Genomic DNA, 23,970 nt, shown 5'->3' with positions numbered 1-23,970 from the left:
TATGGATCTGCGCGAACCTTTTCTTTCTCTCAAGATCAACGGTGTGGAAGTGGCAGACGACCTTGCCCCGCATCTGATTGATTTTGCCTGGACAGATAATCTACATGGCAAAGCGGATGAGGTTGCAGTCACCTTGCGCGATGATAGCGGATTATGGCGAGGTCCATGGCGACCGGAAAAAGGCGATAAAGTCATCGCCTCTATTGGCTATCAAGGGTCCCCGCCCATGCCTTGCGGTGAGTTTGAGGTGGATGTGCCCGAAGCTTCAGGTTCCAGGCTTAATGATCGCATAAGTTTTAAAGCCACATCAGCCTATTACAGCTCCGAGCAGCGCACCAAAAAGTCCAAAGCCTTTGAGAAGACCACACTCAAGAAGGTGATTGAAGAGATTGCCAAGGGGCTTGGCTACAGCATCTCCGGCAAGATTGAAGACATCGCATTCCAATATAAACGCCAGCGCCGTGAACGTGATCTCCAGTTTTTAAAACGTCTTGCAGAAGATTATGGCTACTTCTTTGCCATCAAAGACAAGCAGCTTGTGTTTTACAAACGCGAAGATCTGGAAAAGCGCGAGGCAATCCGTGTGTTTGAGTTGGCTGCTCCTACTGAAATCATCAGTTGGCGCGCCAAAGACCAAACCGCTCAGACCTATGGCAAAGCCAAACTCTCCTATCACCATGGCCAGAAGAACAAACTTATCAAAGGCGAGGTTCAGGACCTCTCAGTTAAGAGCGGCGATACGCTTACGATTGATGAGCGTGTTGAGGATGAAAAAGAAGCAAAAAAGATTGCTAAGTCACGACTGGCCAAAGCCAATGAAGATGGGTTGACAGCAATGCTCACGCTGGTCGGTGACTCTCTTTTGGTCGCAGGGCAAGTGGTGGAGCTGGGAGCAACCTTTGGCAAGTATGGCGCCATCTATCTGGTGCACAAAGCCATTCACAAGATCTCACGCGGCAAGTACACGACACAGATTGAACTCAAGGCGATCCGCAAGGATGGCAAAGTCCTAAAATCGAAGAAGAGCAGCGGGAAATCAAGCGACTCCAGCAAACTGTTTGGCGGTGATGTGCAGGATCTATCCAAGCCAGCTGGGCAAACATTTTAGGGGATGCGATGTCTTCGCAACCGGGCAATATTTTATCAGCTACAGTTTCGCGAGGTTTGGATCAAAAGAGAGGGGTAAACGCCATGCACAGAAGACTAATCGTCGTTCTGATTTTTCTCTTGTTCACCAGTAACAACGCTTTCAGTCAAACCTACTCAGTTCGAAAATTTGCTCAAGCAGCCTTGCAGAAAGCAGAGAATATGCAAGTCCTTTCAGTCGCCGTTGCTGCTTCCCTCAATACAATCCAAGTTATTGCAACGACGAAACTAAAACAAATCAACTGCCCACTTTCGTTTCAGCAAATTGCTCAACGGCAAGCCCGTTTTGTAGTCGCAGATGAATCGAGAAAGTGGGACAAGTCCACTACTGCAGACCGAGCTGTCTCATTCTTAGCTTTGTCTGGAATAATAAGATTGTGCCCTGAAACTAACTTCGCATTCGAAGGATGAAGAGAGAAAGTTGTGACACGAATTACAGATGGCGAAAGCTCCAGTCCCTTTAAACGGGGCACCCTAATGAAACACGGAGCAGACGGACGGGCTCAGGTTGAGTTCCAGGATGAAGATGGCAATATTTCCGCTTGGCTGTCCGTCAGCCAGCGCAACACTAAGGGGCAGAAGAGTTATGATATGCCCGCAGTTGGCACGCAAGTCTGGTGCCTCTTGGATGCCTATGGTGAGGATGGAGTGATTGGTGGGGCTGTTTGGTCTGATGAGGACACACCACCTTCAAATGATCCCAATATCGTCCATGAAGTATTTGGGCCTCTGGAGATTTTTTACAACAAAGTCAGCGGTGAAATGAGAGTCAAAGGTGCGCCTAAGATCATTTTTGAGGCGGATCTGATTGAGATGAAGGGCATCATAAAAATGGAGGGCGGTAGCGTCACTCACAATGGCAAAGAAGTGGGTGAAACACATAAGCATAAGGATGTAGCACCAGGGCCTGCTCAGACAGGGGTGGTGGTTTAGAGGATTCGAGTTGACACGCTTAAGTATATATCTGAATGTACTATGGATCCTAAAGATAGTCGTAGGAAAACGATGAGCGAAGTCAAAAAAGTATTTTTAGATGCTAATGTTTATATCAGTTCTGGAAAGAGTCTAGACAAGCCAATATTTACTGTTCTTCTCAATCTTACAAAAATTGGAGCAGTTCAGCTAATCATTACTGACCTGACTGAAATCGAAGTTGCAAAGAAACACTCGCAAAATGATTTCGGCTATCTTAAAGATGCAAACAAAAATGCATTTCGCGCTGTGTTCAAAAAATACCTAAATGTCGAGTTTGAAAAAATCGACATGGAAGAAATGAAAAAGCGTATTTTTTCAGACAGCATGAATGACTTCAGAGCTGGATTGCGAAAATTCAAGCCATCATTTGTCAGCGTTAATAAAGTGGAGCCAATTTCGGTCTTACGAGACTATGCGTTTAGTGAGCGTTTTTTCGCTGGAAGGTGCAAAAAAGACCAATTCCCAGACGCCTTTATCTTCGAGGCTTTAAAGGAGAAGGCTTCGAAGGAGGCGCCGATCTATATCGTTTCGAGTGACAAGGACTTTATTGAACCGTGCGCCAGAGATGATCGGTTTAAATTAGTAGGCTCACCAGAAGAATTTCTCACCAAGTTTGCTCTAGAACACGAAGAAATTCACCTGGACGATTTTTTGGAAGATAATGATGATTTCCAAAATTTAGTTTCCGAGGAAATTTTCCAATATTACTTTCATGATTCAGAAGTTTCCGACAGTGAAATCATTCCATTACGAACTGGACCCGCAAATGCTCATTCTCTTCAAGTATACCGTTTAGCCGAAGACACAAAGCATATTTTCGTCATTGGAAAAACTGATCTAGAGGTCGACGCCGAATATTCTCATCCAGACTGGGATGGCGCTATCTATGATAGCGAGGAAAAGTGCTTAATGCCCTTCGAAACGATCACCAACGATACCACAGTGGAGGTAACCGCCGATTTTACGATGATCGTTGAAATTGATAACGACATGAAACCGCAAAAAGTTATTTCTCTCAATTTCCCTAATGATGATTTCACTGATGTTACACTATACCCAATTGATTGGTAACTGCCCTTCCACCTCTTAGCAGAACACTTCCGTAACCTGGTCCTTGCCCGCCTGATACCTTGCCTACAACGAAAAGCTGGTAGCTTGGCGGGAAACTCACCAAGGCTGAGCTCGGCTTAAATTCTATTCTGCTCACAATGCTGGAGGGAAATAGTGTCACCCACAACGGAAAAGAAGTGGGTGAGACGCATAAGCATAAGGATATAACTCCGGGGCCTGCTCAGACAGGTGTGGTGGTCTAGAGAGCAAAAAATTAACTAGAAGCCAATTTCTCGATATTTAAGGTCCTCTCGAAACTTAATGAAAGTCTGTGCCACTTGTTTAAGTCCAGCAAGTCTGTTTCCGATAACCTCGTCTTGAAATCGTCTATGCTCGCGGTTCCGAACATGACAGAGATCTTATCAAAATAGCTTCTTTGTGTTGCCCTAATGAAGAGATCAAATGCTCTATATCGTTCAGCATAGTACAAGGTTTGAGGATACCACCACAAATCTGGGCGAAACTTCGCGCTAACAAAGACCACCAGATCCGCCTGCATCACATCCTTGAAAGATAAATCCTTCCGATCTGCATGCCTCTTAATAAGCTCAGCTTCAGGCGAGTAATAATTACTTCCTAAGGCCTTATTTAGTATGTTGTCCCAATCAGATCCTTTGAAAAAGGTATCAAATCTCTCAAATTCTCGGCCTGATCTTTGATCTGTTTCTGGGGGTACGAAGTGAGCATCAAAAATACTAGCCGCACACTGAAAGTTGTTTGTTTTAATCAGCGCGGCGATTGAATACAGAAACACTTCATAGACAAACAAGGCGTGAGCCGCATACCAAACTTCACTCCACCTCGTCACCTCTTCTGGCCTCGATTTTAGAGCACGAACTCGCTCTAATATGTTGATGACGGTCTCTGAAAAAGCAACATCGTGGACCTTCAACTTACCTTCCAACATGAGCCAATCGACCAGAAAATTTCTCACTGGTTTTAGTTTCTCATAATCTGAAATGATACGCTCACCCCAATCATCCACATCAGGGTCATCATAAATCCTCATGTCTTCCGCATATTCAATACAGGCGTCAAAGAAGTCGTCTCGTAACAACTCTGAGGAGTGTTTACCTTCAATCAACCCATGCTTGAGGGCTCTATACTTTGCAGCGATTCCAGACGTCGGAACTGCGGTTTCTTCTGTTAAATATGCTGGTTTTTTACCCAGTGCAGGCTTTGTAAAACGCGGTTTCCCATGTAGGAAACGGATAAGGTTCTCCCATTCACTATTTACTTGTTCTGGTGAGGTGAAATTAAATCCAATTCGAGTGGCTATAAATATCGGCAAATAAGGTTCATTGCCTTCGTTATACTCGCAGAAAACTGGAACAAACTTAGATTGAGCTGCTTTTTTATAGACTTCCTGTGAAACAATGAGAGCTTCAGTTCCTACACCAGCCCGCCTTTCGTTAGCCTTCTCAACATACTCTTTATCACAAATCAAAAGAACGTGGGTGATCGTAGGGTCTTCCACCATTTTTTCCATGAACTTGTATTTATCATGCCCATGCTCAAGATCATAAACATCAAGGATTACATGAACCCCATCACCCATTAGGCGGTCAGCCCATTCCCTGACGCGTTCTTTATGAGCTTCATCAGTCCAATTATATGAAATAAAAACCTTTGGCTCTAGCAGCTCTGCTTTATCACTCATTCCTATAATGCCCTATCTGCGGAACACTTCCGTAACCTGATCCTCGCCCGCACGATAGCTTGCCTACAACTGGAAGTTTTGGCAAGGATGTTTACGGGCGATGGTTTTGGATCCCCTCCATTGGCAGATTAAGTTAGCGCAGAACGATGACGCGCCGTGGAATGAGGCGGTGGCGGGGCTTGATGATCTGGCCCAAGCCATTCGTATTATCTGCCTGACGCCGAAGTTGTCCGTGCCTACAGAGCCTGAGCAGTTCTGCGATGCTCTGACCTATATTGACCGCAACGCGGCAGAAGCTATTCCCGGTATTTCCAAGGCGATCTGGGAAGGCATCAGTCGGTGGGAGCCGCGTGTTCTGCTTGAGCGCGTAGTTGTTGAACAGCTCGGCTTTGCTTACTTCGCTGCGTCCATTTTCTGGCGTCCGCGCTCTGATGTGCTTTCCGATATTCAGCGCACAGATGTTGATCTGATGAGGGCCGAGTGATGGTAAGCCTCATCAAAGCCCTGACCACAGGCGAGTTGATCCGTCGCGGCCCACCGCAACATTTCACCACCTCAGCCAAGGCCTGGAAGGAAAAGCTGGTGGCGTGGTGGGAAACCCACCCGGACGGACCACAGCGCAAGCTCTATCCCGCTCATTATGAGATGCTGCTCATTAACCTGCTCGCCTATGGCTTGTCACTGCTCGGCAAAGAGGGGCAGGATGCCGCTGATAAGCGCTGGCTGCTGTTTGCCAGGGATCACTCACTGGACGTGGCCGCCGCTAACAACGGCACGTTTCGCCTGAAATCAAAGCCCGCACGGGTAGAGCTGACTTTCACGCTCGACGCCCCTCGTAGCACCGACCTTGTTTTGCCACGAGGCCTTGAGGTGAGCGCCGGGGAGTTTTCTTTTGCTCTGGACGATCAGCAGTTTCTAAAGGCGGGCGACGTCTCTTTGAAGGCTCGCGCCACTGCAACACTATCCGGACCTGATGCAAACGGATTGCTGCCCGGCCAGATCACACAAATGCCTGCGGGCTACCCCGATGTCAGCGTGACCAATACAACGGCCAGTGATGGCGGCACGACATCAGAAGACGATGGCTCATTGCTCTATCGTGCGGCAAAAGCCCATGACCGAATTTCCAAAGCTGGACCGAAGGAAAGCTACCGCCAGCAAGCCCGTGCGTTTTCGCCAGACATTGCCGACGTAGAAGTGATCCGGCCAGAACCGGGCCACATTGCGCTTTATGTGTTGCTGACCTCCGGAGCGCCAAGTGCTCAGTTCTGTGAGGAACTTAAAACTTATCTGGACCCCGATAGCAAACGCCCACAAGGCGATGAGCTGAGCGTCCATCCAGGCGAGCAAGTGACGGTTCATATTACCGGCCCTTTGAAGGCCAGCGGAGACTTTGAAACCGCCCGTGCAGCCTCAGAGGAAGCCATTCGTAAAGCGAGCCTCATCTGGTCACAGCGCCTAGGCGACTATCTGGCATTATCCGCCTTAACGCCTGCCGTTCGTCATGTCGAAGGCGTGGTGGACGTGGACTTGCATGTGGCAAATCTAGGCTCTCGGCAGCTCGGGAAGACCCAGTTTGCAGTGGTTGGCGATGTGATATTGCAACCGGAGAGCAGCAATGACTGACCGCCGTTTCCCTCACACCCTGATCTCGTCCAGCATTAACGAGCAACGCTCTCGTGCCTTTCTGGATGCGTTTGAGGCGATGGCAGCTGAATTCGACTTCTCTGTTCTGATGCAGCGCGATTCCAGTGAGATCTCGACAGAAGCCCTGCCGCTGGCAATCCATGACCGGTCGCTGGAAAAGTTCATCGGTGAGGACGGCCTGCCAGAAGAAGCCGTACGCCGCCTGATCGATCAAGTCTGGGAGTTGCACGAAGAAAAAGGCACTGATGACGGTGTCGCTCTTGGCCTGTCTTTGATCGGCATTCGCCCACATTTCGAGCATTGGTGGCAGCAAGAGCCGGAAGGCCCACACGACACCCATAACCTGACCGTTTACGCCAATGAGCATCTTTTTGAAGATGAAGCGGTGCTGCTGAATGAGAAGGTTCAAAGAGCCGCTCTAACCATGGTGGACGCGACCAAGCGTTGGTCCCAGGACACTAACTTTGAGCTTGGAGCAGAGTTTGAAAGCACACTCAATCTAGGGATAGCAGGCCGTTCCAATGCCTACACACAGCCCACGGGCGCTATGGTCCTTCCTGAGACTGGAGCAACTCTGAGTACCGGCGTAATGGCACGAGGTATTGAGTTCGTGACAAAAACAGCTGAGCCGGTTTTACCGCAGATGGGGGCAGTGTTTGGCTGCGGGGCAACTGTGCGAGGGCATTCCTTTCTTTCACTTCATGGAGAGCTTTTGATATGAGCCTTAAGGCCATTAATCCGACACTTACGCGCGCTGGTATGCGATCCATTTTTGAGGCGTCAGATGCTGGTCTTCATGCCAGGATCACACATCTTGCTTTCGGCACCTCGCGCTACACGCCAACGGGCAATGAGAACAGCCTGAAATCAGAAAAAGCCCGTGTTGAGATTGTTGGGTCTCGCTATCTGGATGATTTTCAGATGGAGATCACAGCCAAGATTGACGGAGACAGCGGGTTCACACTGGCAGAGCTGGGCGTCTTGTTAGAGGACGGCACTTTGCTTGCTGTCTGGTCTAATCCAGAAACGCCTTTGGCTCAGTACACTCCTGGCGTACCGATTGCGTTTTCCTTTGTTCTGGCACTTGCCGCGCTTCCACAAGGTGTTGTTGAAGTGACAGGTGATGTGGACCTGCAACTCTTCTTTGGAGAAGAATTTGCCGGGTTTGCCTCTGCGATCCTTGCGTTGCAGTTGAACAGCTTTCAACAGCAAGAAATTTCCCGTGAGTTACGCCGAGATCTGCGGATTGCCCGTTCCAGCAGGGATGAGCTGCAACGTCGTCTTGAGGTTCAGGAGCGCCTTTAACAAAGCACTCAATGTCTCCCCCAAAATTTCAACTCTTAGAGTATTCGATTGAAAGGATCAGTTTAAATGAGCCTGACACAACGTCTGAATGAGGTGATCCAATCCGCCAAAGACCTCACCCAAGCCGTCCGGGAAACGTACTCCAAACATGATGAGCAGATTGAAGAGATTATGAAGGTTGCGCCAGACCTGCGCCGGACCTTCTACGTGGATGCCGTAAATGGTGACAATAGCAATGATGGAACACAGGAAAATCCGCTCAGGACGCTTCGCAAAGCCTTTGATCTTGTGCCCCGTCATGGCAGAGGCTTTATCTATTTGCTGAGTGATTACCATATGAACGAGCCAGTCATTGCCAGAGATTGCCATATCAATCTGTATGGTGATGAGAATAATCACCGCAAGATTACTTTTGGCTCTTACATCCATGTCAGTGGCGGAGAGGAATCCTCTGCACTCAATGGTTTCCGATGGTATGGCTCAAGTTATATCAATTTCTGCTTTTTGGATTTTAAGTTGCCAACAGTTGCTCCAGAGCATGCTGGCCTTTCCTCAAGTTCCTATTTGGCCCTTGTCTCGTGCTCGACGTCTGTTCACACGGGCAATCAGGGCGTGACGTTCCGCTTTGGAAACATTCACATACCTACGGTTGGTGAAGGTACTCCAGCAGGGCACATTCTGGCACATTTCGGGCCTGTTGGTGTGTTCTTCTCTGCCATGACAGCCTCTGGTGCAGGTCTAAAAGACCATATCAGCAGGAATGATAATCCAGCCTCCTACGTCATGAACATCCCACTTGATGAACTGCCCTAAGCTTCTGCCACATTCCTATTTTGACCCTCTATCACGAGTGTAAAACCATGTCAGATTACTATGAGCAACCTGAAGGCCAGAGCCTCAGTCTGAAGCATGCAGGCCGATCGTTTATTGCCTGGAGTGAAGTAGATTTGAAAGCTGCTGGCGTGCCTCAAGCTGCCATTGATGGAGCTAAAAAAGGAGCCCGTCTCACAACCATTAAAGATGAATGTCGCAAGCGCATTTATGCGCAGGCCAGCGCTGAGACCCAAATGAATATGGCAACGGCGGCTGCTGCCATTGCTGGCAAATCCACTTCAGATCGCAGTGCAGATGAAGCTACGCTTTTGACCAGCACAAAGGCTGCACTGGATTGGGTGGGCGCTATGCGGGCCAAGGTTGTTGAGCTTGCTGATGATCCAGACATCAACTTCACGTTGGATGCGAGCTGGCCGGAGTGCCCGCCTGAAGTGGTTGCACTGACAGAGCAGTTCTAACAAGCCGGAACATATCCGGCGAGATATTCGCTGGCTGGTTTCAGTATGGAGCGAAAGGCCCGGAAGTTTTCCAGGCACCGGGTCGTGGAGATATTCGGCCATTGGCCGGAGGCGCAAATGCAGAAAACGTAAGCCCTAAAAGAGTATCTTAAACGGTTTCAAAACCGGGCGTTAGAAAGACTTATTTTGTTGTTCTTCTAACGCTCAAATTTTGTAGGGAAAGAAAAGAGGCGTTGTGCACGTTATTTTGCCCATCGGTGCAAAATCTCACGCCGCGCCACATCAGCAAGCAGTTAGAGCAAAAGTGTCAAACCATGCCGAAAAAAGTGTCAAACCTTGAGCAAGCAGAGCGAATGCTCGGTTTATTATCTAACAATTTCAAGGAGATAAGTGGTGCCCGGAGGCGGATTCGAACCACCGACACGCGGATTTTCAATCCGCTGCTCTACCAACTGAGCTATCCGGGCACATTCTGCTGGGGCGGTTTGTTTTCCGTCCCGCGAAGGTGAGCGTCTTATAGGGTGCCAGATTTCTCCTGTCCAGCGGGCAAATGCATTTTTTTTAAAGAAATCTGATTTCTCCACTGCCCACTTAACAGAAATTCCTAAGCTCCTTAAATCATAGCGCTTTTAGCAGCATTGATTGCCTTCTAAGGCTCTTCGTTGCCTCTTACCTACTCGTTGGGAGCTCCATTTTCTGAAATATCCCAGAACAAAGCCACCATATTGCGCAGCGCATCTCGCGCAACGGGCTTGAGGATGTGCTCGTTAGGCGCATGCTGAGAGCATCCAGCATAGGAGTGTGGCACCCAAACTGTTGGCACTCCGAGAGTTTCAGCAAAACACTCATTGGGCAATGAGCCTGCGAGGTTTGGCAGCACATGAGGTTTCTTGCCGCTCGTTTCTTCCAAGGAAGCAGAAACCATTTTCACCCACGGATTGTTCGGAGAAAGACGGGTTGCGTGGAAGAAGCCACGGTCTTCTTGTCTGATCTCAACATCCTTGAAGCCATTCGCATCCAAGTGAGCGCGCAGTGCCGGGATAAGGCCTTGAACGTCCGTTCCCACCACATAGCGCAGTTGGCAGACAGCGAAAGCGTAGCCATCAATGGCGTTGACGGGGGCTTCCGGAACGCCGCTTTTCATGGCCAATACGGCAAAGGAGTTCCAACCGAACACACGCTCAGCAGGTGTCAGTCCTTCTTCACCCCAGTTCTCACTAATTGTCGGCCCTTGAGGATCCCCAATAGGCAGCTCACTGAGCGCTTCACGAATGTCCGGCGTCAGGCTGGTTGGACGCCAGCCCGGAATCTGGATCTGACCCCGAGCATCAGCAATGCAGGAGATCGCATTGGCAAGGATGATAGCAGGATCGGCTAGCAGGCCACCCCAGTTACCGGAGTGATTTGCGCCATCACGCAGGTTTACTTGCAAGGTAAAGGTCTGTGCCCCTCGGGCACCTGTGAAAACAGTTGGTGTATCAGCTTGCAATCGTGGACCATCGGAAGCGATGAGTACATCAGCTGCCAGCATTCTCTTGTGTTCTTCGAAAAACTCCTGAAGACCAGCAGAACCTGTCTCCTCGGAGGTTTCAATGATTACTTTGCAATTAAAGCCCAGTTGCTTCTTTTCCTGAAGCAAACAGCCCAAAGCTTGCAGATTGATGAGGTGCTGGCATTTGTTATCAGCCGTACCACGGCCATAAATGCGATCACCATCTTCTTCCAGAACGAAAGGATCTCTGCCACCCATCCAGTTGCCTGCTTGACCACGCACCACATCACCATGGCCGTAAGTGAGGATTGTAGGGAGGCTTGGGTCTTCAATCCGCTCGCCATAGAGGAAAGGACCACCGGCTGGGTTGGGATTGTCGAAGATGTGCGTTTTGAAGCAGAGACGTTCGAGCAGAGGGCGCATCTCTTCTTTCAGGTAACGCATCAGTTGGGGCTTAGAGTGTGGTTCCTGGCTTTCAGTAGGGATTGCGATTAATCGTGCCAGGTCTTTAAGGAATGCGCCGCTGTCGAAGTAGGTTTCCGCCCGTTGGATGGCTTCATTGCGACTGGACATTCTCGTTCTCCCTCTAAACTCAGTTGGCGCAGTTAATCACTTAAGGGAGTTCCAATCCACTCTGTTTGTTTCAGCAGCTTTAATGCACTCTGAAGACCGGCTCCCGTCGCCATGCACATGCCGGGCAGGATCATCCATTCCAAAGCCCACGCAGCACCTGAACGCTCCTGCTCATGCACCAGCGCACTATGCATGGCGGATACTTGCGTGCTGTTGTAGCGCGCCAGCGTAACCAACAGCTCTGCATTGATTGGATTGTGCTTGTGAGCCATGGCCGACGAGCTGCCTCCGCCAGTAAGTTTGATTTCACCAACACCCTGTTGTGCCATCAGCGCGACATCCGCACCCAGCTTGCCGAGGCTACCGGAAATCATGGAAAGCACATTCGCATAATCACTCAGATTATCTCGCTGCGTGTGCCATGACTGAGTGGGCACTCCCAGATCCAACTCAATCGCCATTTGCGAGGCAATGGCCTCGACATGCACACCTTGTATTGGGGAAGTTCCAACAGGGCCACCATACTGAAGTATAGAAACCTTTTTTGCAGCGTCTTCCAGCTTCTGCTGATAACGCCTCAGCGGTGAGATCCACGTTACAATGCGATCACCTGCTGTGATTGGCAGGGCAGCTTGCATACGAGTTCGTCCCATAAGTGTATGATCGGCATTTGCTGACTTCAGCGTCTCGAGTGCGTCAATCACTGCTGCCAGACGAGTAGTCAGAACTTGTGAGACTTGTTTCAAGGCCAAAGCCAGTGCCGTGTCCATAACATCCTGACTGGTGGATGTTTTATGGCATGCAGCAGCGTCAGGTTCACCAATGTGGGCACGCAACTGTGCAACAAATGCAGGAACAGGCAGACCATCTTTGGCAACGCCCGCTTTCAATGCAGCAAGGTCTGGCTCAAAACCTTCACAGCCTTTGAGTACAGCTTCTTTTGCCTCTGGTGAAATGAGCGCATATGCGCTCAATGCATTGGTGAGAGCCACTTCATAAGCCAGATAGTGGTTCAGCGTTGCTTTGAGTGAGAAGGCATTTTGCACCTCCTCATCTCCAAACAATCCGCTCCACACCGGATCTGTGAAGAGGCTCACAACCACATCAGTCCCTTTCGAGTGCGATTGCGATGCCCTGACCAACGCCAATACACATGGTCGCCAGTGCGCGCTTTTTGCCTTGCAGGCTCAGCTCCAGAGCAGCGGTACCGGTGATGCGCGCACCAGACATGCCAAGTGGGTGACCCAATGCGATTGCACCGCCATTCGGGTTGATGTGCTCAGCGCTTTCATCAAGGCCCAATTCGCGAAGGACAGCGATGCCCTGACTTGCAAAGGCTTCGTTCAGCTCAATGATGTCGAAATCGGATGGCTGCAGGTCCAAGCGGGCGCAGAGCTTCTTTGCAGCAGGCGCAGGCCCAATACCCATGATGCGTGGAGATACGCCTGCTGTTGCCCCACCAAGCACACGTGCGATTGGCGTGAGGCCGTATTTCTTAACCGCTTCAGCAGACGCAACAATCAATGCTGCTGCACCATCATTTACACCGGACGCATTGCCCGCAGTGACGCTGCCGTTTTCACGGAATGGCGTTGGCAGTTTTGCTAGTTTCTCAGCAGTAGTCCCAGCACGTGGATGTTCGTCAGTTGAGACGATAATCGGATCACCTTTGCGCTGTGGGATCGTTACATCAATGATCTCTTTGGCAAGACGGCCATTTTCCTGCGCTGCAGCAGCTTTTGCCTGAGAGCGGGCAGCGAATGCATCCTGATCCGCACGGGAGATGCCAAAGTCTTCGGCCACATTTTCACCAGTCTCCGGCATGCTGTCGATGCCGAACTGCTTCTTCATCTTCGGATTCACGAAGCGCCAACCAATGGTGGTATCGAACACTTCGTTTGCACGAGAAAACGGCGTGGTGGCCTTTGGCATGACGAAAGGTGCGCGAGACATGGACTCCACGCCACCTGCAATCACCAGATCACACTCACCTGTTTTGATAGCACGGGCCGCTGCAATCACGGCATCCATGCCAGAGCCACACAGGCGGTTCAGTGTCGTGCCCGGAACAGCTTCTGGCAGGCCCGCCAGCAGAGCAACCATGCGCGCAACGTTGCGGTTGTCTTCGCCAGCCTGATTGGCACAGCCGTAATACACTTCATCAACCGCTTCCCAATCTACGGAAGGGTTTCGTTCCATCAGTGCCTTGATTGGCAGAGCACCCAGATCATCTGCCCGAACAGAAGACAGTGCGCCCCCATAACGACCAATTGGTGTTCTAATATAATCGCAAATATATGCCTCTGACATCAGGCCGTCTCCACTCTGTTACCCGCATGTGCCACCGCTGTTCGCGCTTTCAATGCGCGCAGAACAGACAGTTCCTCCTCAGTCGGCACAGGGGTTTCTTGCAAATCATCACTGAAACGTACAGCCCAAGACACGGTTTGTTGCACCCGTTCTTTGGTCGTACCCGGATGAAGGGAAACCACCGTCAGCTCTTTGGTAACAGGATCAGTTTTCCAGATGGCAAGGTCTGTAATCAGCAGTGTCGGGCCTTTTGTCGGGATGCCCATACGTGCTCGGTGGTCACCGCCCTCTCCGTGTCCGAAGGAGGTAAAAAAGTCCAGTTTCTCAACAAAACCACGCTTGCTTTGCTTCATGGTGACGTAGATTTCCTGAGAGGACGACGCAATCTCTGGCGCACCGCCACCGCCCGGCAATCTCACTGTTGGATTGTCGTAGTCACCCACCACCGTCGTGTTGATGTTAGCGAAACGATCAATCTGTGCCGCCCCCAGAAAACCGACAGTGATCTTTCCGCCCTGCAGCCAGTAGCGGAACATCTCGGTTACGGAGACAGTTGTCAGCGCTGTGTCGCAGAGTTCTCCATCACCGATAGAAAGGGGGAGAACATCTGGCGCAGTACCAATCGTCCCGCTCTCGTAGATCAACGTGATGTCAGGTGCATGCGTGAGGCGTGCGATGTTGCAGGCGGCTGATGGAGGGCCAATACCGACAAAACAAACATCTGTGTTGCTCAAGGCACGGGATGCGGCGATGGCCATCATCTCGTCCGGGGTAAAGTCTTGCTCAGTCATGACGTCACCTCCAGCCCTTTGATGCGGCCAGCAAACACATCTGGCCCCTGCTTCAACACATGCTCTTCCATCCACGCCTGGAACTTTTCGCGATCTGCAGCAATCGGATCCCAGTCGATGTAAGTCTTGTTGTCTCTGCCGTAGTATCCTTGCGCATAAGATGGATGCGCTCCACCTGGCACTTCGCATATGGCTGAGACCGTCCAGTGTGGCAGAATGCAAGCGTTCATATGCGTATCTAGCTCATCGACCACTTCTTCAACCGTCACGATGGAATGTGTGGCCGCCAGAACAGCTTCTTTCTGCACACCCACAATCCCTTCGATCAGCACATTGCCTTTGCGATCCGCTTTGAGGGCATGGATGAAAGCGACATCTGGCCGAATGGATGGCACGGCTGCCAGCTCTTCATCTGTAAAGGGACATGTCACGCTTCTGATGTTCGGATTCACGCGCTGAAGTTCTGTTCCCAAATACCCACGAAAGACCGCACATGGCAGTCCTGCTGCACCAGCTTCATAAGCATTGGCAAGGGCTGCATGGGAGTGCTCTTCAATCTCAATGGACCGCGGCCAGCCATTTTCGATTGAATCGCGCACCCGGCGCAGCAAACCAACTCCCGGATTACCCGCATAGGAGAAGATCATCTTTTTGACCAAGCCCATACCGATGAGCTGATCATAAATAAGATCCGGTGTCATGCGGACGATGGTGAGTTCATCAATGCCTTGCCGGATGACTTCATGGGCAGCAGCGTGGGGGATGAGATGCGTAAAACCTTCAAAAGCGGCCATGTCGCCGCTTTTGAGGTATTTCCTGACCGCATCTTTTAGAGACAGAAATTCAGCCATATTTATCAATCAGATATCAAAGAAGACGGTTTCGTTTTCACCCTGAATGTAAATATCAAAGGTGTAGGTATCGCCTGATTGCTTGGCGATCAGCGTTGGGACGCGAACGCGATGCTCAATTCGTCCCAAAACCGGATCAACGGCATTAGCCTCTTCCTCTTCCGGAAAATACATACGCGTGTTGAGGCCGATGTTTATCCCGCGCGCGACGATCCAGAAGTTGATATGCGGCGCTTGCGCTCTGCCATCAGGAAACGGCACAGAACCCGGTTTCACAGTCTCAAAACAGAACTCACCAGTTTCCAGATTTACCGGCTGACGTCCCCAGCCTGTAAAGTTTGGATCTGCATCTCCACATGTTTCCGAAGGGCTGTTGAACAGGCCCTCACTATCTGCCTGCCAGATCTCTAGCATGGCGTCTTTTAGTGGTGTGCCGGCTCCATCAAACACGCGACCTTTAATGGTGATACGCTGTCCGTTGGTCTGCTCATTCACCATGCGGGCACCAAGGTCTTCCTTAAAGATCCCCGTGTTACCAATGAAGTTTGGGGTGCAACCAATGTGAACGTAAGGGCCAGCAGTCTGGCTTGGGCTTTCTTTCAGATACTCCAGCTTCGTCATATCAGTTGCCCTCCATACGGTTCTCAAACATGGTCGAGCGACGTCCGCGCAGAACAATATCAAATCGATAGGCGCGTGCATCCATTGGCACGGTGTGGTTCATATCCAGCTTGGCAACAAGCATCTCAATGGCCGCAGGATCATTGATGGTTCGAACAATCGGGCACATCGGAATATGCGGATCACCTTCAAAGTACATCTGCGTGATCAGACGCTGCGCAAAGCCGGAACCGAACAGAGAAAAATGAATGTGCGAAGGACGCCAGTCATTTACCCCGTTTGGCCACGGATATGGGCCTGGACGAATAGTGCGGAAGGCATAGTATCCGTTTTCATCCGTGATGACGCGGCCACATCCACCAAAGTTCGGATCAAGCGGAGCCAGATAACCGTCTTTCTTGTGACGGTAGCGACCACCTGCATTGGCCTGCCACACCTCCACCAGCGCGTTTGGCACAGGCCTGGCTTCTTCATCCAGAACGTGGCCATGCACGATGATGCGTTCTCCCAACGCACTTTCACCGGGCTTGGCGTAGTTCAACACCAGATCATGATCCAGCTCACCAAGCATGTTGTGGCCGAACACAGGGCCTGTGGTTTCGCTGATTGTATTTCCGAATGACAGAAGTGCTTTTTGCGGAGACCGCAACACACTCGTCTTGTAATTGGGCGACAATGCCTGCGGGTGCCAGTTTCGATCTCGCGGAAAGAACGGACCAGCATTGGTCGTTGGCTTGCTCATCTCACTCCCCTGACGCATCAAGCTGCGCGAACACATTTTTTACGACTTTGATGGCGCTGTTTGCGGCTGGCACACCAGCATAAATTGCGGTGTGCAGCAGAGCTTCGCTTATATCTTCCCGTGTTGCCCCGGTGTTTCTTGCAGCCCTCACATGCATGGCTACTTCATCTAGGTGCCCTAACGCAGCGAGAAGCGCAATAGTTACAATGGACCTCTCTCGCAATGTCCAGTTGTGCCTTGACCATACATGACCCCATGCGGCTTCAGTAATAAGTTCCTGAAATGGCGCATCAAAACTGTTCTTTTGTACTTCAGCTGCATTCACGTGTGTGTCCCCCAACACCCGGCGACGTGTTTGCATTCCCTGTTTGTAGATTTCAGTTTGACGCTGTTCACGCTGATCAACGTTACCCGGCCAACGCGAGATTGCCTGCCGAACCAGATGCGCCAGATACTCAGGTTGCTCAATGCTCGGCAAATGTCCGCAGTTGCGTACCCGCTCAAACTTGGCGTTCGGGATGAGGTTTGCCATCTCTTCCACCAGCTCTGGTGGGGTGGACTGATCATCCTCCCCTGCGATGCACAAAACAGGTACGTCGATCTGAGCTGCTGAGCATGTCAGATCCGCATCACGAATGGCCGCGCAAGTGCCGAGGTATCCATCCACCGGTGTCCGGCACAACAGGTTGCGATAACCTGCGACAGAAGCTGGCATCTCTTCTTGAAAGCCTGCTGAGAACCAACGGGACATCACCGCATCGGCGATCCCCTCCATCCCGTTGGCCTCAATCGCGTCGATGCGGTCCTGCCACCCCTGAGGGTCACCAATGCGTGGTGCGGTATCACACAGGATGAGCCCTCTGACCAAATCTGGTCGGGCTGCCTGCAGCGCCATTGCGATCATTCCCCCTACAGATACACCGCAAATCACCGCATTCTTGATGCCCTGACTGTCCATAAGCGCAGCAAGATCTCGCATATGCAAATCAATGGAGTAACGCGCGTCCCCAACACCAGAAAGACCATGCCCTCGTTTATCATAGGTCAGGACTTCGCCTTGATGCCCGAGATGAAGCAGAAACTCATCCCAAATGCGAAAGTCCGTTCCCAATGAGTTGATCAGAACAAGCGCTGGAGCAGCCGTGTCTGAACTGGTCTTTTCGAAGTGAAGCGTGGTCGCGTTTAAGTCTATGAAGTGCATGCACATCCCCCTAAACGGATAAATTGCATGCCCTTTTCAAAATGAATAATGATATTATCCAGATTAATCATATTGAGATTGTTATGAATAACTTGCGCAGATTAAAGCTCAGGCATTTGGAAGCTTTTGTTGAGGTATCCCGCCAAAACAGCGTAAGCCGCGCTGCGGAGGTTCTTCACCTGACCCAACCCGCAGTAACGCGGACTATTCGTGAACTGGAAGAAATCTGCGGCCAGCCGTTGATTGAAAAAGACGGGCGCGGCATTCGCATCACCCACTATGGTGAGGTTTTCCTGCGCCATGCAGGCACCAGTCTGGCGGCTGCCCGTAACGGCATCAATGCATTATCTCAGCTCAGCTATAGCGATGGGCCAATGGTCCGCATCGGAGCGCTGCCAACTGTCGCTGCTTCGCTCATCCCACAAGCCGTCAAAGCTTTCCTTGATACGGGCCTGCGGAATCGACTGCATATCGTGACCGGTGAGAACCACGTTCTGTTGGATCAACTGCGAAACGGTGAGCTGGATCTGGTTATGGGCCGCCTTCCCGCTCCTGAAAACATGCAGGGATTGGTGTTTGAGCCGCATTACCGTGAGCGTGTGGTGTTTGCTGTCGACAAGAACCATCCGCTAGCAGGTAAGCCACAAATCAGCGTGAGCGAACTGGATGCCTTTCCGGTCCTAATGCCTTCCGCAGCCTCGATTATCCGCCCTTTCGTGGACCGTCTCTTCATTGAACATGGCATCCCAGAACCAGAGCAGGCGATCGAAACGGTATCAGACTCTTTCGGTCGGGCATTCACGCAGGAATACAATGCAATCTGGATCATTTCCCGCGGCGTGATTGCCCGAGAGATCGAGAGCGGCCAGTTTGTGGAACTACCCATCGATACCCGTGCTACGGTGGGATCAGTCGGCCTCAACATGCGTGCAGGCGAGACATTGGACAGTGCAGCTCAATGCTTTGCGGAGATTCTGATGGACCTGAGCGAGCGGGAAGAAACCCACGCTCCAGCCTACTGAAGGAAAGCCATTTCGGAGGACATATTGATACCCATTGCGGCATGAAAAGCACGGTATTTTTCATTATTCATTTTGAAAAGTGTATGTAATTCTCCGAATTCACAGTGGTGATTCCTAAGAATTCCCTTGGCGGATCATCCGGATCGTGATTAAGAATTCGACAGCCTTCGGGAGCTGAGACTGTCCCAAGTGCAGGATCAGGAAGGCGTGTCTGGTTTCGACCATTCTTCAGGAGGGTCACATACTTATGTTTGGTAATTTCAAAGGCCTTTGCGCTTCAACAGCGCTTCTGCTTGCCAGTGTTTCCATGGCAGGCGCGGCAGAATACACTTTTAAGCTTCACCATTTTCTAAGCCCGAAGGCACCGGCACAGACCAAGATGCTGGAACCATGGGCAAAGGCCGTTGAAGAGAACTCCGGTGGTCAGGTCAAAATCGAGATCTACCCATCCATGTCACTGGGTGGTCGCCCGCCTGAGCTGGTGAACCAAGCACGTGACGGCGTGGTTGATCTGGTCTGGACCCTGAATGGTTACACACCTGGCCTGTTCCCACGCACTGAAGTGATGGAACTCCCGTTTGTTTTCCTTGATGACCCTCGCGCTGCAAACCTTGCGCTCTACGACATGTTTGAGAGCGATCTTAAGGCTGACTACAAAGGCCTTGAAGTAATGTTCCTGCACGTGCATGCGGGTAATGGCTTGCAAACACGTGATAAAGAAGTGCGCAGCCCGGCAGATATGGCTGGCATGCGCATCCGTACGCCATCGCGCACCGGTGCATGGGTGATTGAAGCGCTTGGCGCATCCCCAGCTGCAATGCCGGTTCCTGAACTACCGACTGCTCTGCAGAAGGGCGTGATTGACGCGGCGTTCATTCCTTGGGAAATCATCCCACCGCTGAAAATTCAGGAACAGACCGAATACCAGATCGAAGGTGCTGGCAAAGCACGCTTTGGTACTTCTGTCTTCCAGGTTTCCATGAACAAGGGCCGCTGGGAAGGCCTGCCTGCTGACATTCAGAAAGCTTTCCGCGATGCGTCTGGTCCTGAGTGGTGGGCAAAGGTTGGTGAAGTTTGGCGCGCGACAGATGACTTTGGCATCGGCCTCGCAGTAAAGTCAGGCAACAAACACATCACTCTTTCTGACGAAGAAACAGCTGTCTTCAAAGAAGCTCTGGCTCCAGTGGTAGAAAAGTGGACCTCGGAAGTTTCCAAAAAAGGCATTGATGGCAACGCGATGGTTGCAAAAGCACAGGCATTGATTTCCAAGCACAGCGAGTAGCTATGGGCGCCTTTCAAAAACTCGGACGCACCGGCATTGCCGGTGCTTTCGAAAAACTTATTGTAGCATGGGCACTTGCCGGTGGTTTGGTTCTGCTGGCAGTTGTCGCAGTCAACATCTACTCCACCCTTGGCAATATGTGGGCGGCTCCATTTCCCGGAGATTTTGAGCTCACCGAGATCGGCGTTGCTATCGCAGTTTTTTCCTTCCTGCCGTTCTGCCAGATCACTGATGCCAATGTCACAGCGGACATTTTTACCAGCAAAGCAGGACCGCGTTTAAAGGCGCTTCTTGCATTGATCGCATCTGTGATCGCGTTTGGATTTGGGCTGCTACTGTTGTGGCGCATGTACTACGGTATGTCTGATCAACGAGAATACGAATACACCACCGCAATTTTGCAGATCCCTGTTTGGTATGCGTATGTACCTGTTTTGATTTCGCTTTTCCTGCTGAGCGTTGGCGCGATCATCACCTTGAGTGAAAACTCCAGAGATCTGATCCGGAGAACCTGATGGCGGCTAGTCTTTTTATGGGCTTCGGCGCCCTCGCCATTTTGGTGTTCCTTATTGTTATCCGTATCCCGATTGCTTACGCCATGATCCTTGTCGGCGGGGTTGGGATTGCGCTGATCAACGGCCCGATGCTGCTGCTTAGCCAGTTGAAAACATTAGCTTATGGCCAGTTCGCCATTTACGACCTTTCCGTCATTCCGCTGTTTATTCTGATGGGGGCGCTCGCCTCAAAAACTGGTTTGAGCCAGTCTCTGTTCAGAGCGGCCAATGCGTGGCTGGGCTGGATGAAGGGCGGTACTGCAATGGCCGCCATTGCTTCCTGTGCTGGGTTTGGTGCAGTTTGCGGATCCTCGCTCGCGACCGCCTCGACCATGGGCAAAGTGGCTCTGCCAGAGCTGAAGCGTTACAATTATTCAGGCGCTTTGGCGACAGGAACGCTCGCCGCTGGCGGAGTTCTGGGCATTCTCATACCACCAAGCGTTGTTTTGATCATCTATGCGGTGATCGTGGAAGCGAACATCGTTACTATGTTCGTTGCTGCGTTTATTCCGGGTATTTTGGCCGTTCTTTTGTTCTTGGCGGTCATTGCGCTCTACGTTTTCGTTAGCCCCTCCTCTGGTCCTGCTGGCGGTGCCGGAACACGTGAAGAGTTCCTCGCAGCCTCCCTCGGCGTGCTGCCTGTGCTGACGGTTTTCGGACTTGTCATCGGCGGCATCTACTTCGGCTTCTATAATCCGACACCAGCTGCTGCGGTTGGTGTTTTCCTCGTGATGATGTTCGGCCTGCTCCAGCGCAATCTGGCATTTGGAGACATGATCGAAGCGCTGAAGGAGACAGCAGCCACTTCAGGTATGATCTATCTGATCCTGCTCGGTGCTGAACTGCTCAAGATCTTCATGTCTCGCATTGGCCTTCCGCAAGAGACCGCTGCCTGGATTGCGGGGTCTGGTCTGGAGCCGATGACGGTGATGCTCCTGATCCTGTTGGCTCTGATAGCACTTGGCTGCCTGATGGACAGCATGTCCATGATGTTGCTGGTGATCCCGTTCTTCTGGCCGGTTCTGATGGAACTGAACGGCGGCATGTATCAGAGCGCAGATGGCGCCGGGTATGGCATGAGCACGGAAGACCTGAAAATCTGGTTCGGTATTCTGGCGCTGATTGTCGTCGAGCTCGGGTTGATCACGCCGCCAGTGGGCATGAACGTCTTCGTCATCTCGGCTCTGGCCAAAGACACGCCAATGAGCCAGACCTTCAAAGGCGTAGCACCTTTCTTCGGAGCCGAACTGGTACGCGTCGCCATTCTAGTCAGCTTCCCAGCCCTAACCCTCTGGCTACCAAAGCTGCTTTCTTAAAATTCGCTAAGCCACCGACGATCAATATGTTAAACGAACTGATCCTTTTGAGACACGGCGAAAGTGAGCATCTGCTGCAAGGTGTTGTGGGTGGTTGGACTGATACCGCCCTAACACCTCATGGCATTGATCAGGCAAAGCGAACGGCTGAGTATCTGGCAGAGGATGCCCGCTTTCTTTCCGCTCCTATTTTTACGAGTGACTTAAAGCGCGCATCTCAGACGAGTGAATGGATAGCCGCGAGAACTGGTGGCCCACTCGTCAAAACCCCAGAACTACGTGAGCTGAACAACGGGGTAGCAAAGGATCTGCCTAAAGCTAAAGCCGATAAAATCCGAGTTCCTCCAACTCAGCCAATCTTTGATTGGATTCCGTATGATGGCGGAGAAAGTTGGAGGATGCTGTACAGCAGAGTTGAGCAGTACATGAACCATCTGGATGCGGCCAATATTGAGAGAGCAGTGGTTGTTAGCCATGCAAACTCGATCATTTACATGATCAACTGGTGGCTTGGTCTTTCAAGTGACACCCACCTGCAGAACATTATGTATGACATCAAGCCCTGCAGCATTACACATTTAAAACGTGATGAAGATGGCTGCTCAAGAGTGGTAAGGCTCAATGATGTTTGCCATCTTCAAAGGTCAAACTAACATCGAGAGCACCTCATCAATTTCCCAAAGGCTCACATAGCAATTTCGCTATGATTTTTGCCGATAAATCAATTTTACATAGCAATCATAAACGGCAACACTGAGCACTATTCAAACGTGTATTCGCAATCCATTTTACTTCTGACTTAGCGCATATCCCAATTGCCGCGACCTGACAGATGTTTTGAACCTAAGGAATTTTTCATGACCCACCATAGAGATCGTACTCAGGTTGCGATTATCGGCGGCGGTCCGGCTGGTTTATTACTTTCTCACATCCTGAGCGAAAACGGCATCGACAGCATTGTTCTGGAACAGCGCACCAAGGATTATGTGCTCTCCCGCATCCGGGCGGGTCTGCTGGAAACAGGCACTGTGCAGCTGCTGCGCGATTACGGCTTGGCAGAACGCATGGACAAAAACGGGAAGAGCAAAAAAGGCTCATGGATTACGCGGCAGGGCTTCCCGAGCCATTTCATTGATACGCACAAATGGACGGGCAAGGAGATGATGGTCTACGGTCAGACCGACATCACCGAAGATTTGTATGACGCACGTGAGAAAGCGGGCGGCAATGTCATCAACGAAGCTGCAGATGTGGCCCTGCATGATGTCACAGCAGCCGCGCCTTATGTGACCTATGTGAAAGACGGGCAAACGCATCGTCTGGACTGTGATTACATTGCAGGTTGCGATGGCTTCCATGGTGTGAGCCGCAAGACAATCCCAGCGGACATCTTGCGCACTTATGAGCGTGCCTATCCGTTTGGTTGGCTGGGTATCATGGCGGAAGTGCCACCGCTGCCGGATCTGGTTTATGCCTATCATGAGCGCGGCTTCGCCCTTGCCTCACAGCGCAACCGGCTGCTGAGCCGCTATTACATTCAGTGTCCGTTGACAGACAGCGTTATGGACTGGTCTGATGAGCGGTTCTGGGAAGAGCTTCTGGCCCGCTTCCCGGCGGAAGTCGCATCAGAGATTGTCACCGGCCCTTCCATCGAAAAGTCCATCGCGCCGCTTCGCAGCTTCGTGGCAGAGCCTATGCAGTACGGGCGTATGTTCCTTGCTGGAGATGCAGCGCATATCGTGCCGCCAACAGGCGCGAAAGGACTCAATCTGGCAGCTTCTGATGTGTTCTATCTCTCACGCGGGTTGATTGAGCAGATCAAGAGCAATCGCTCGACCCATCTGGAGCGCTACTCAGAACTGGCCCTGCGCCGGGTCTGGAGCTCGGAGAACTTCTCCTGGCGGATGACACAGCTGATGCATGTATTCCCGGAGATGAATGGCTTTGATGCCAAGATCCAACAGAACAGCTACGAGCTGCTGCTGCAAAACGAGACCCAGCAGAGGGCTTTGGCAGAAGAGTATGTTGGATTGCAGTTTGAAGAGCTGGACGCGCTGACCTTATCAGCTGCCTGATCCAG

At 51.2% G+C, this 23,970-nt stretch carries 25 protein-coding genes and 1 tRNA gene; 16 read left to right on the top strand and 10 right to left on the bottom strand.

Translation table 11 applies throughout. The features are described from left to right. The first annotated feature begins 1 nt into the window (after position 1). The 4 genes from PSE_RS11185 to PSE_RS11170 all read left to right on the top strand — a co-directional run bounded on the left by PSE_RS11185 (position 2) and on the right by PSE_RS11170 (position 3,192). Complete coding sequence (locus PSE_RS11185; RefSeq protein ID WP_014284962.1) at positions 2 to 1,108, top strand: phage late control D family protein; 1,107 nt, start codon at positions 2 to 4, stop codon at positions 1,106 to 1,108. An 8-nt stretch (positions 1,109 to 1,116) separates the two neighbouring features. Beyond that, on the top strand, positions 1,117 to 1,557 hold the full coding sequence (locus tag PSE_RS11180) for a hypothetical protein (protein WP_148266134.1): 441 nt from the start codon (positions 1,117 to 1,119) through the stop codon (positions 1,555 to 1,557). 66 nt (positions 1,558 to 1,623) lie between these two features. Continuing rightward, a complete protein-coding gene (locus PSE_RS11175; RefSeq protein ID WP_014284961.1) occupies positions 1,624 to 2,079 on the top strand; it encodes a phage baseplate component in 456 nt (151 codons plus the stop codon). A 72-nt stretch (positions 2,080 to 2,151) separates the two neighbouring features. Further along, positions 2,152 to 3,192, top strand: a complete 1,041-nt coding sequence (locus PSE_RS11170) for a PIN domain-containing protein (protein WP_041768344.1) — start codon at positions 2,152 to 2,154, stop codon at positions 3,190 to 3,192. A 253-nt stretch (positions 3,193 to 3,445) separates the two neighbouring features. On the opposite strand, the gene PSE_RS11165 is transcribed toward PSE_RS11170, so the two are convergent. After that, positions 3,446 to 4,891, bottom strand: coding sequence for a toll/interleukin-1 receptor domain-containing protein (locus PSE_RS11165; RefSeq protein WP_014284958.1), 1,446 nt, complete (start codon positions 4,889 to 4,891; stop codon positions 3,446 to 3,448). Positions 4,892 to 4,991: 100 nt separating this feature from the next. Here PSE_RS11165 and PSE_RS11160 point away from each other — a divergent pair, with 100 nt between their 5' ends. The 6 genes from PSE_RS11160 (at position 4,992) to PSE_RS11135 (ending at position 9,135) form a co-directional block, all read left to right on the top strand. Then, a complete protein-coding gene (locus PSE_RS11160) occupies positions 4,992 to 5,375 on the top strand; it encodes a phage baseplate assembly protein (protein WP_041768343.1) in 384 nt (127 codons plus the stop codon). Beyond that, entirely contained in the window at positions 5,375 to 6,517 is a 1,143-nt protein-coding gene (locus PSE_RS26680; RefSeq protein WP_014284956.1) for a baseplate J/gp47 family protein, read from the top strand. Before PSE_RS11160 ends, PSE_RS26680 begins: the two co-directional genes overlap by 1 nt. Further along, positions 6,510 to 7,259, top strand: coding sequence for a phage tail protein (locus tag PSE_RS11150; protein ID WP_014284955.1), 750 nt, complete (start codon positions 6,510 to 6,512; stop codon positions 7,257 to 7,259). Before PSE_RS26680 ends, PSE_RS11150 begins: the two co-directional genes overlap by 8 nt. Then, the gene (locus PSE_RS11145; RefSeq protein ID WP_014284954.1) at positions 7,256 to 7,843 is read left to right on the top strand and encodes a phage tail protein; all 588 of its coding nucleotides are present in this window, start codon (positions 7,256 to 7,258) and stop codon (positions 7,841 to 7,843) included. Before PSE_RS11150 ends, PSE_RS11145 begins: the two co-directional genes overlap by 4 nt. Positions 7,844 to 7,909: 66 nt before the next feature. Then, positions 7,910 to 8,656 carry a hypothetical protein gene (locus PSE_RS11140; protein ID WP_014284953.1) on the top strand — a complete coding sequence of 249 codons (747 nt, stop codon included), beginning with the start codon at positions 7,910 to 7,912 and terminating at the stop codon, positions 8,654 to 8,656. A gap of 47 nt (positions 8,657 to 8,703) precedes the next feature. Beyond that, positions 8,704 to 9,135 carry a hypothetical protein gene (locus PSE_RS11135; protein WP_014284952.1) on the top strand — a complete coding sequence of 144 codons (432 nt, stop codon included), beginning with the start codon at positions 8,704 to 8,706 and terminating at the stop codon, positions 9,133 to 9,135. Between the two features lie 391 nt (positions 9,136 to 9,526). On the opposite strand, the gene PSE_RS11130 is transcribed toward PSE_RS11135, so the two are convergent. The 9 genes from PSE_RS11130 to pcaD form a co-directional block, all read right to left on the bottom strand. Continuing rightward, positions 9,527 to 9,602: transfer RNA gene (locus PSE_RS11130), tRNA-Phe, on the bottom strand. A 206-nt stretch (positions 9,603 to 9,808) separates the two neighbouring features. Continuing rightward, entirely contained in the window at positions 9,809 to 11,200 is a 1,392-nt protein-coding gene (locus tag PSE_RS11125) for a M20 family metallopeptidase (protein WP_014284951.1), read from the bottom strand. A gap of 32 nt (positions 11,201 to 11,232) precedes the next feature. Then, positions 11,233 to 12,297: a 3-carboxy-cis,cis-muconate cycloisomerase gene (locus PSE_RS11120; protein ID WP_244421375.1), complete on the bottom strand. Its 1,065-nt coding sequence runs from the start codon at positions 12,295 to 12,297 to the stop codon at positions 11,233 to 11,235. A gap of 7 nt (positions 12,298 to 12,304) precedes the next feature. Continuing rightward, positions 12,305 to 13,510 (bottom strand): 3-oxoadipyl-CoA thiolase, encoded by a 1,206-nt coding sequence (pcaF, locus tag PSE_RS11115; RefSeq protein WP_014284949.1) that lies wholly within the window; start codon positions 13,508 to 13,510, stop codon positions 12,305 to 12,307. Further along, positions 13,510 to 14,301, bottom strand: a complete 792-nt coding sequence (locus PSE_RS11110) for a CoA-transferase subunit beta (protein ID WP_014284948.1) — start codon at positions 14,299 to 14,301, stop codon at positions 13,510 to 13,512. The genes pcaF and PSE_RS11110 overlap by 1 nt, the downstream gene beginning before the upstream one ends. After that, positions 14,298 to 15,152, bottom strand: coding sequence for a CoA transferase subunit A (locus PSE_RS11105; protein WP_014284947.1), 855 nt, complete (start codon positions 15,150 to 15,152; stop codon positions 14,298 to 14,300). Before PSE_RS11105 ends, PSE_RS11110 begins: the two co-directional genes overlap by 4 nt. Before the next feature lie 9 nt (positions 15,153 to 15,161). Beyond that, the gene (pcaG, locus tag PSE_RS11100) at positions 15,162 to 15,773 is read right to left on the bottom strand and encodes a protocatechuate 3,4-dioxygenase subunit alpha (protein ID WP_014284946.1); all 612 of its coding nucleotides are present in this window, start codon (positions 15,771 to 15,773) and stop codon (positions 15,162 to 15,164) included. A 1-nt stretch (position 15,774) separates the two neighbouring features. Next, positions 15,775 to 16,533: a protocatechuate 3,4-dioxygenase subunit beta gene (gene pcaH / locus PSE_RS11095; protein WP_014284945.1), complete on the bottom strand. Its 759-nt coding sequence runs from the start codon at positions 16,531 to 16,533 to the stop codon at positions 15,775 to 15,777. Further along, positions 16,517 to 17,716 carry a 3-oxoadipate enol-lactonase gene (pcaD, locus tag PSE_RS11090; protein ID WP_014284944.1) on the bottom strand — a complete coding sequence of 400 codons (1,200 nt, stop codon included), beginning with the start codon at positions 17,714 to 17,716 and terminating at the stop codon, positions 16,517 to 16,519. The genes pcaH and pcaD overlap by 17 nt, the downstream gene beginning before the upstream one ends. Before the next feature lie 41 nt (positions 17,717 to 17,757). On the opposite strand from pcaD, the gene pcaQ reads away from it, so the two are divergent. The 6 genes from pcaQ to pobA all read left to right on the top strand — a co-directional run bounded on the left by pcaQ (position 17,758) and on the right by pobA (position 23,965). After that, complete coding sequence (gene pcaQ / locus PSE_RS11085; RefSeq protein WP_014284943.1) at positions 17,758 to 18,738, top strand: pca operon transcription factor PcaQ; 981 nt, start codon at positions 17,758 to 17,760, stop codon at positions 18,736 to 18,738. A gap of 247 nt (positions 18,739 to 18,985) precedes the next feature. Beyond that, on the top strand, positions 18,986 to 20,020 hold the full coding sequence (locus tag PSE_RS11080) for a TRAP transporter substrate-binding protein (RefSeq protein ID WP_014284942.1): 1,035 nt from the start codon (positions 18,986 to 18,988) through the stop codon (positions 20,018 to 20,020). Positions 20,021 to 20,022: 2 nt separating this feature from the next. Beyond that, positions 20,023 to 20,535, top strand: a complete 513-nt coding sequence (locus tag PSE_RS11075) for a TRAP transporter small permease (protein WP_014284941.1) — start codon at positions 20,023 to 20,025, stop codon at positions 20,533 to 20,535. Next, the gene (locus PSE_RS11070) at positions 20,535 to 21,890 is read left to right on the top strand and encodes a TRAP transporter large permease (RefSeq protein WP_041768338.1); all 1,356 of its coding nucleotides are present in this window, start codon (positions 20,535 to 20,537) and stop codon (positions 21,888 to 21,890) included. The genes PSE_RS11075 and PSE_RS11070 overlap by 1 nt, the downstream gene beginning before the upstream one ends. Before the next feature lie 26 nt (positions 21,891 to 21,916). Then, positions 21,917 to 22,543 (top strand): histidine phosphatase family protein, encoded by a 627-nt coding sequence (locus PSE_RS26675; RefSeq protein WP_014284939.1) that lies wholly within the window; start codon positions 21,917 to 21,919, stop codon positions 22,541 to 22,543. Positions 22,544 to 22,747: 204 nt separating this feature from the next. Continuing rightward, a complete protein-coding gene (gene pobA / locus PSE_RS11060; protein WP_014284938.1) occupies positions 22,748 to 23,965 on the top strand; it encodes a 4-hydroxybenzoate 3-monooxygenase in 1,218 nt (405 codons plus the stop codon). Positions 23,966 to 23,970 lie beyond the last annotated feature (5 nt).

Origin of the sequence: Pseudovibrio sp. FO-BEG1 (assembly GCF_000236645.1) — a bacterium.
Taxonomy (GTDB): domain Bacteria; phylum Pseudomonadota; class Alphaproteobacteria; order Rhizobiales; family Stappiaceae; genus Pseudovibrio.
The sequence above is the reverse complement of the archived record's forward strand: the minus strand, read 5'-3'. Positions and strand labels throughout refer to the sequence as shown.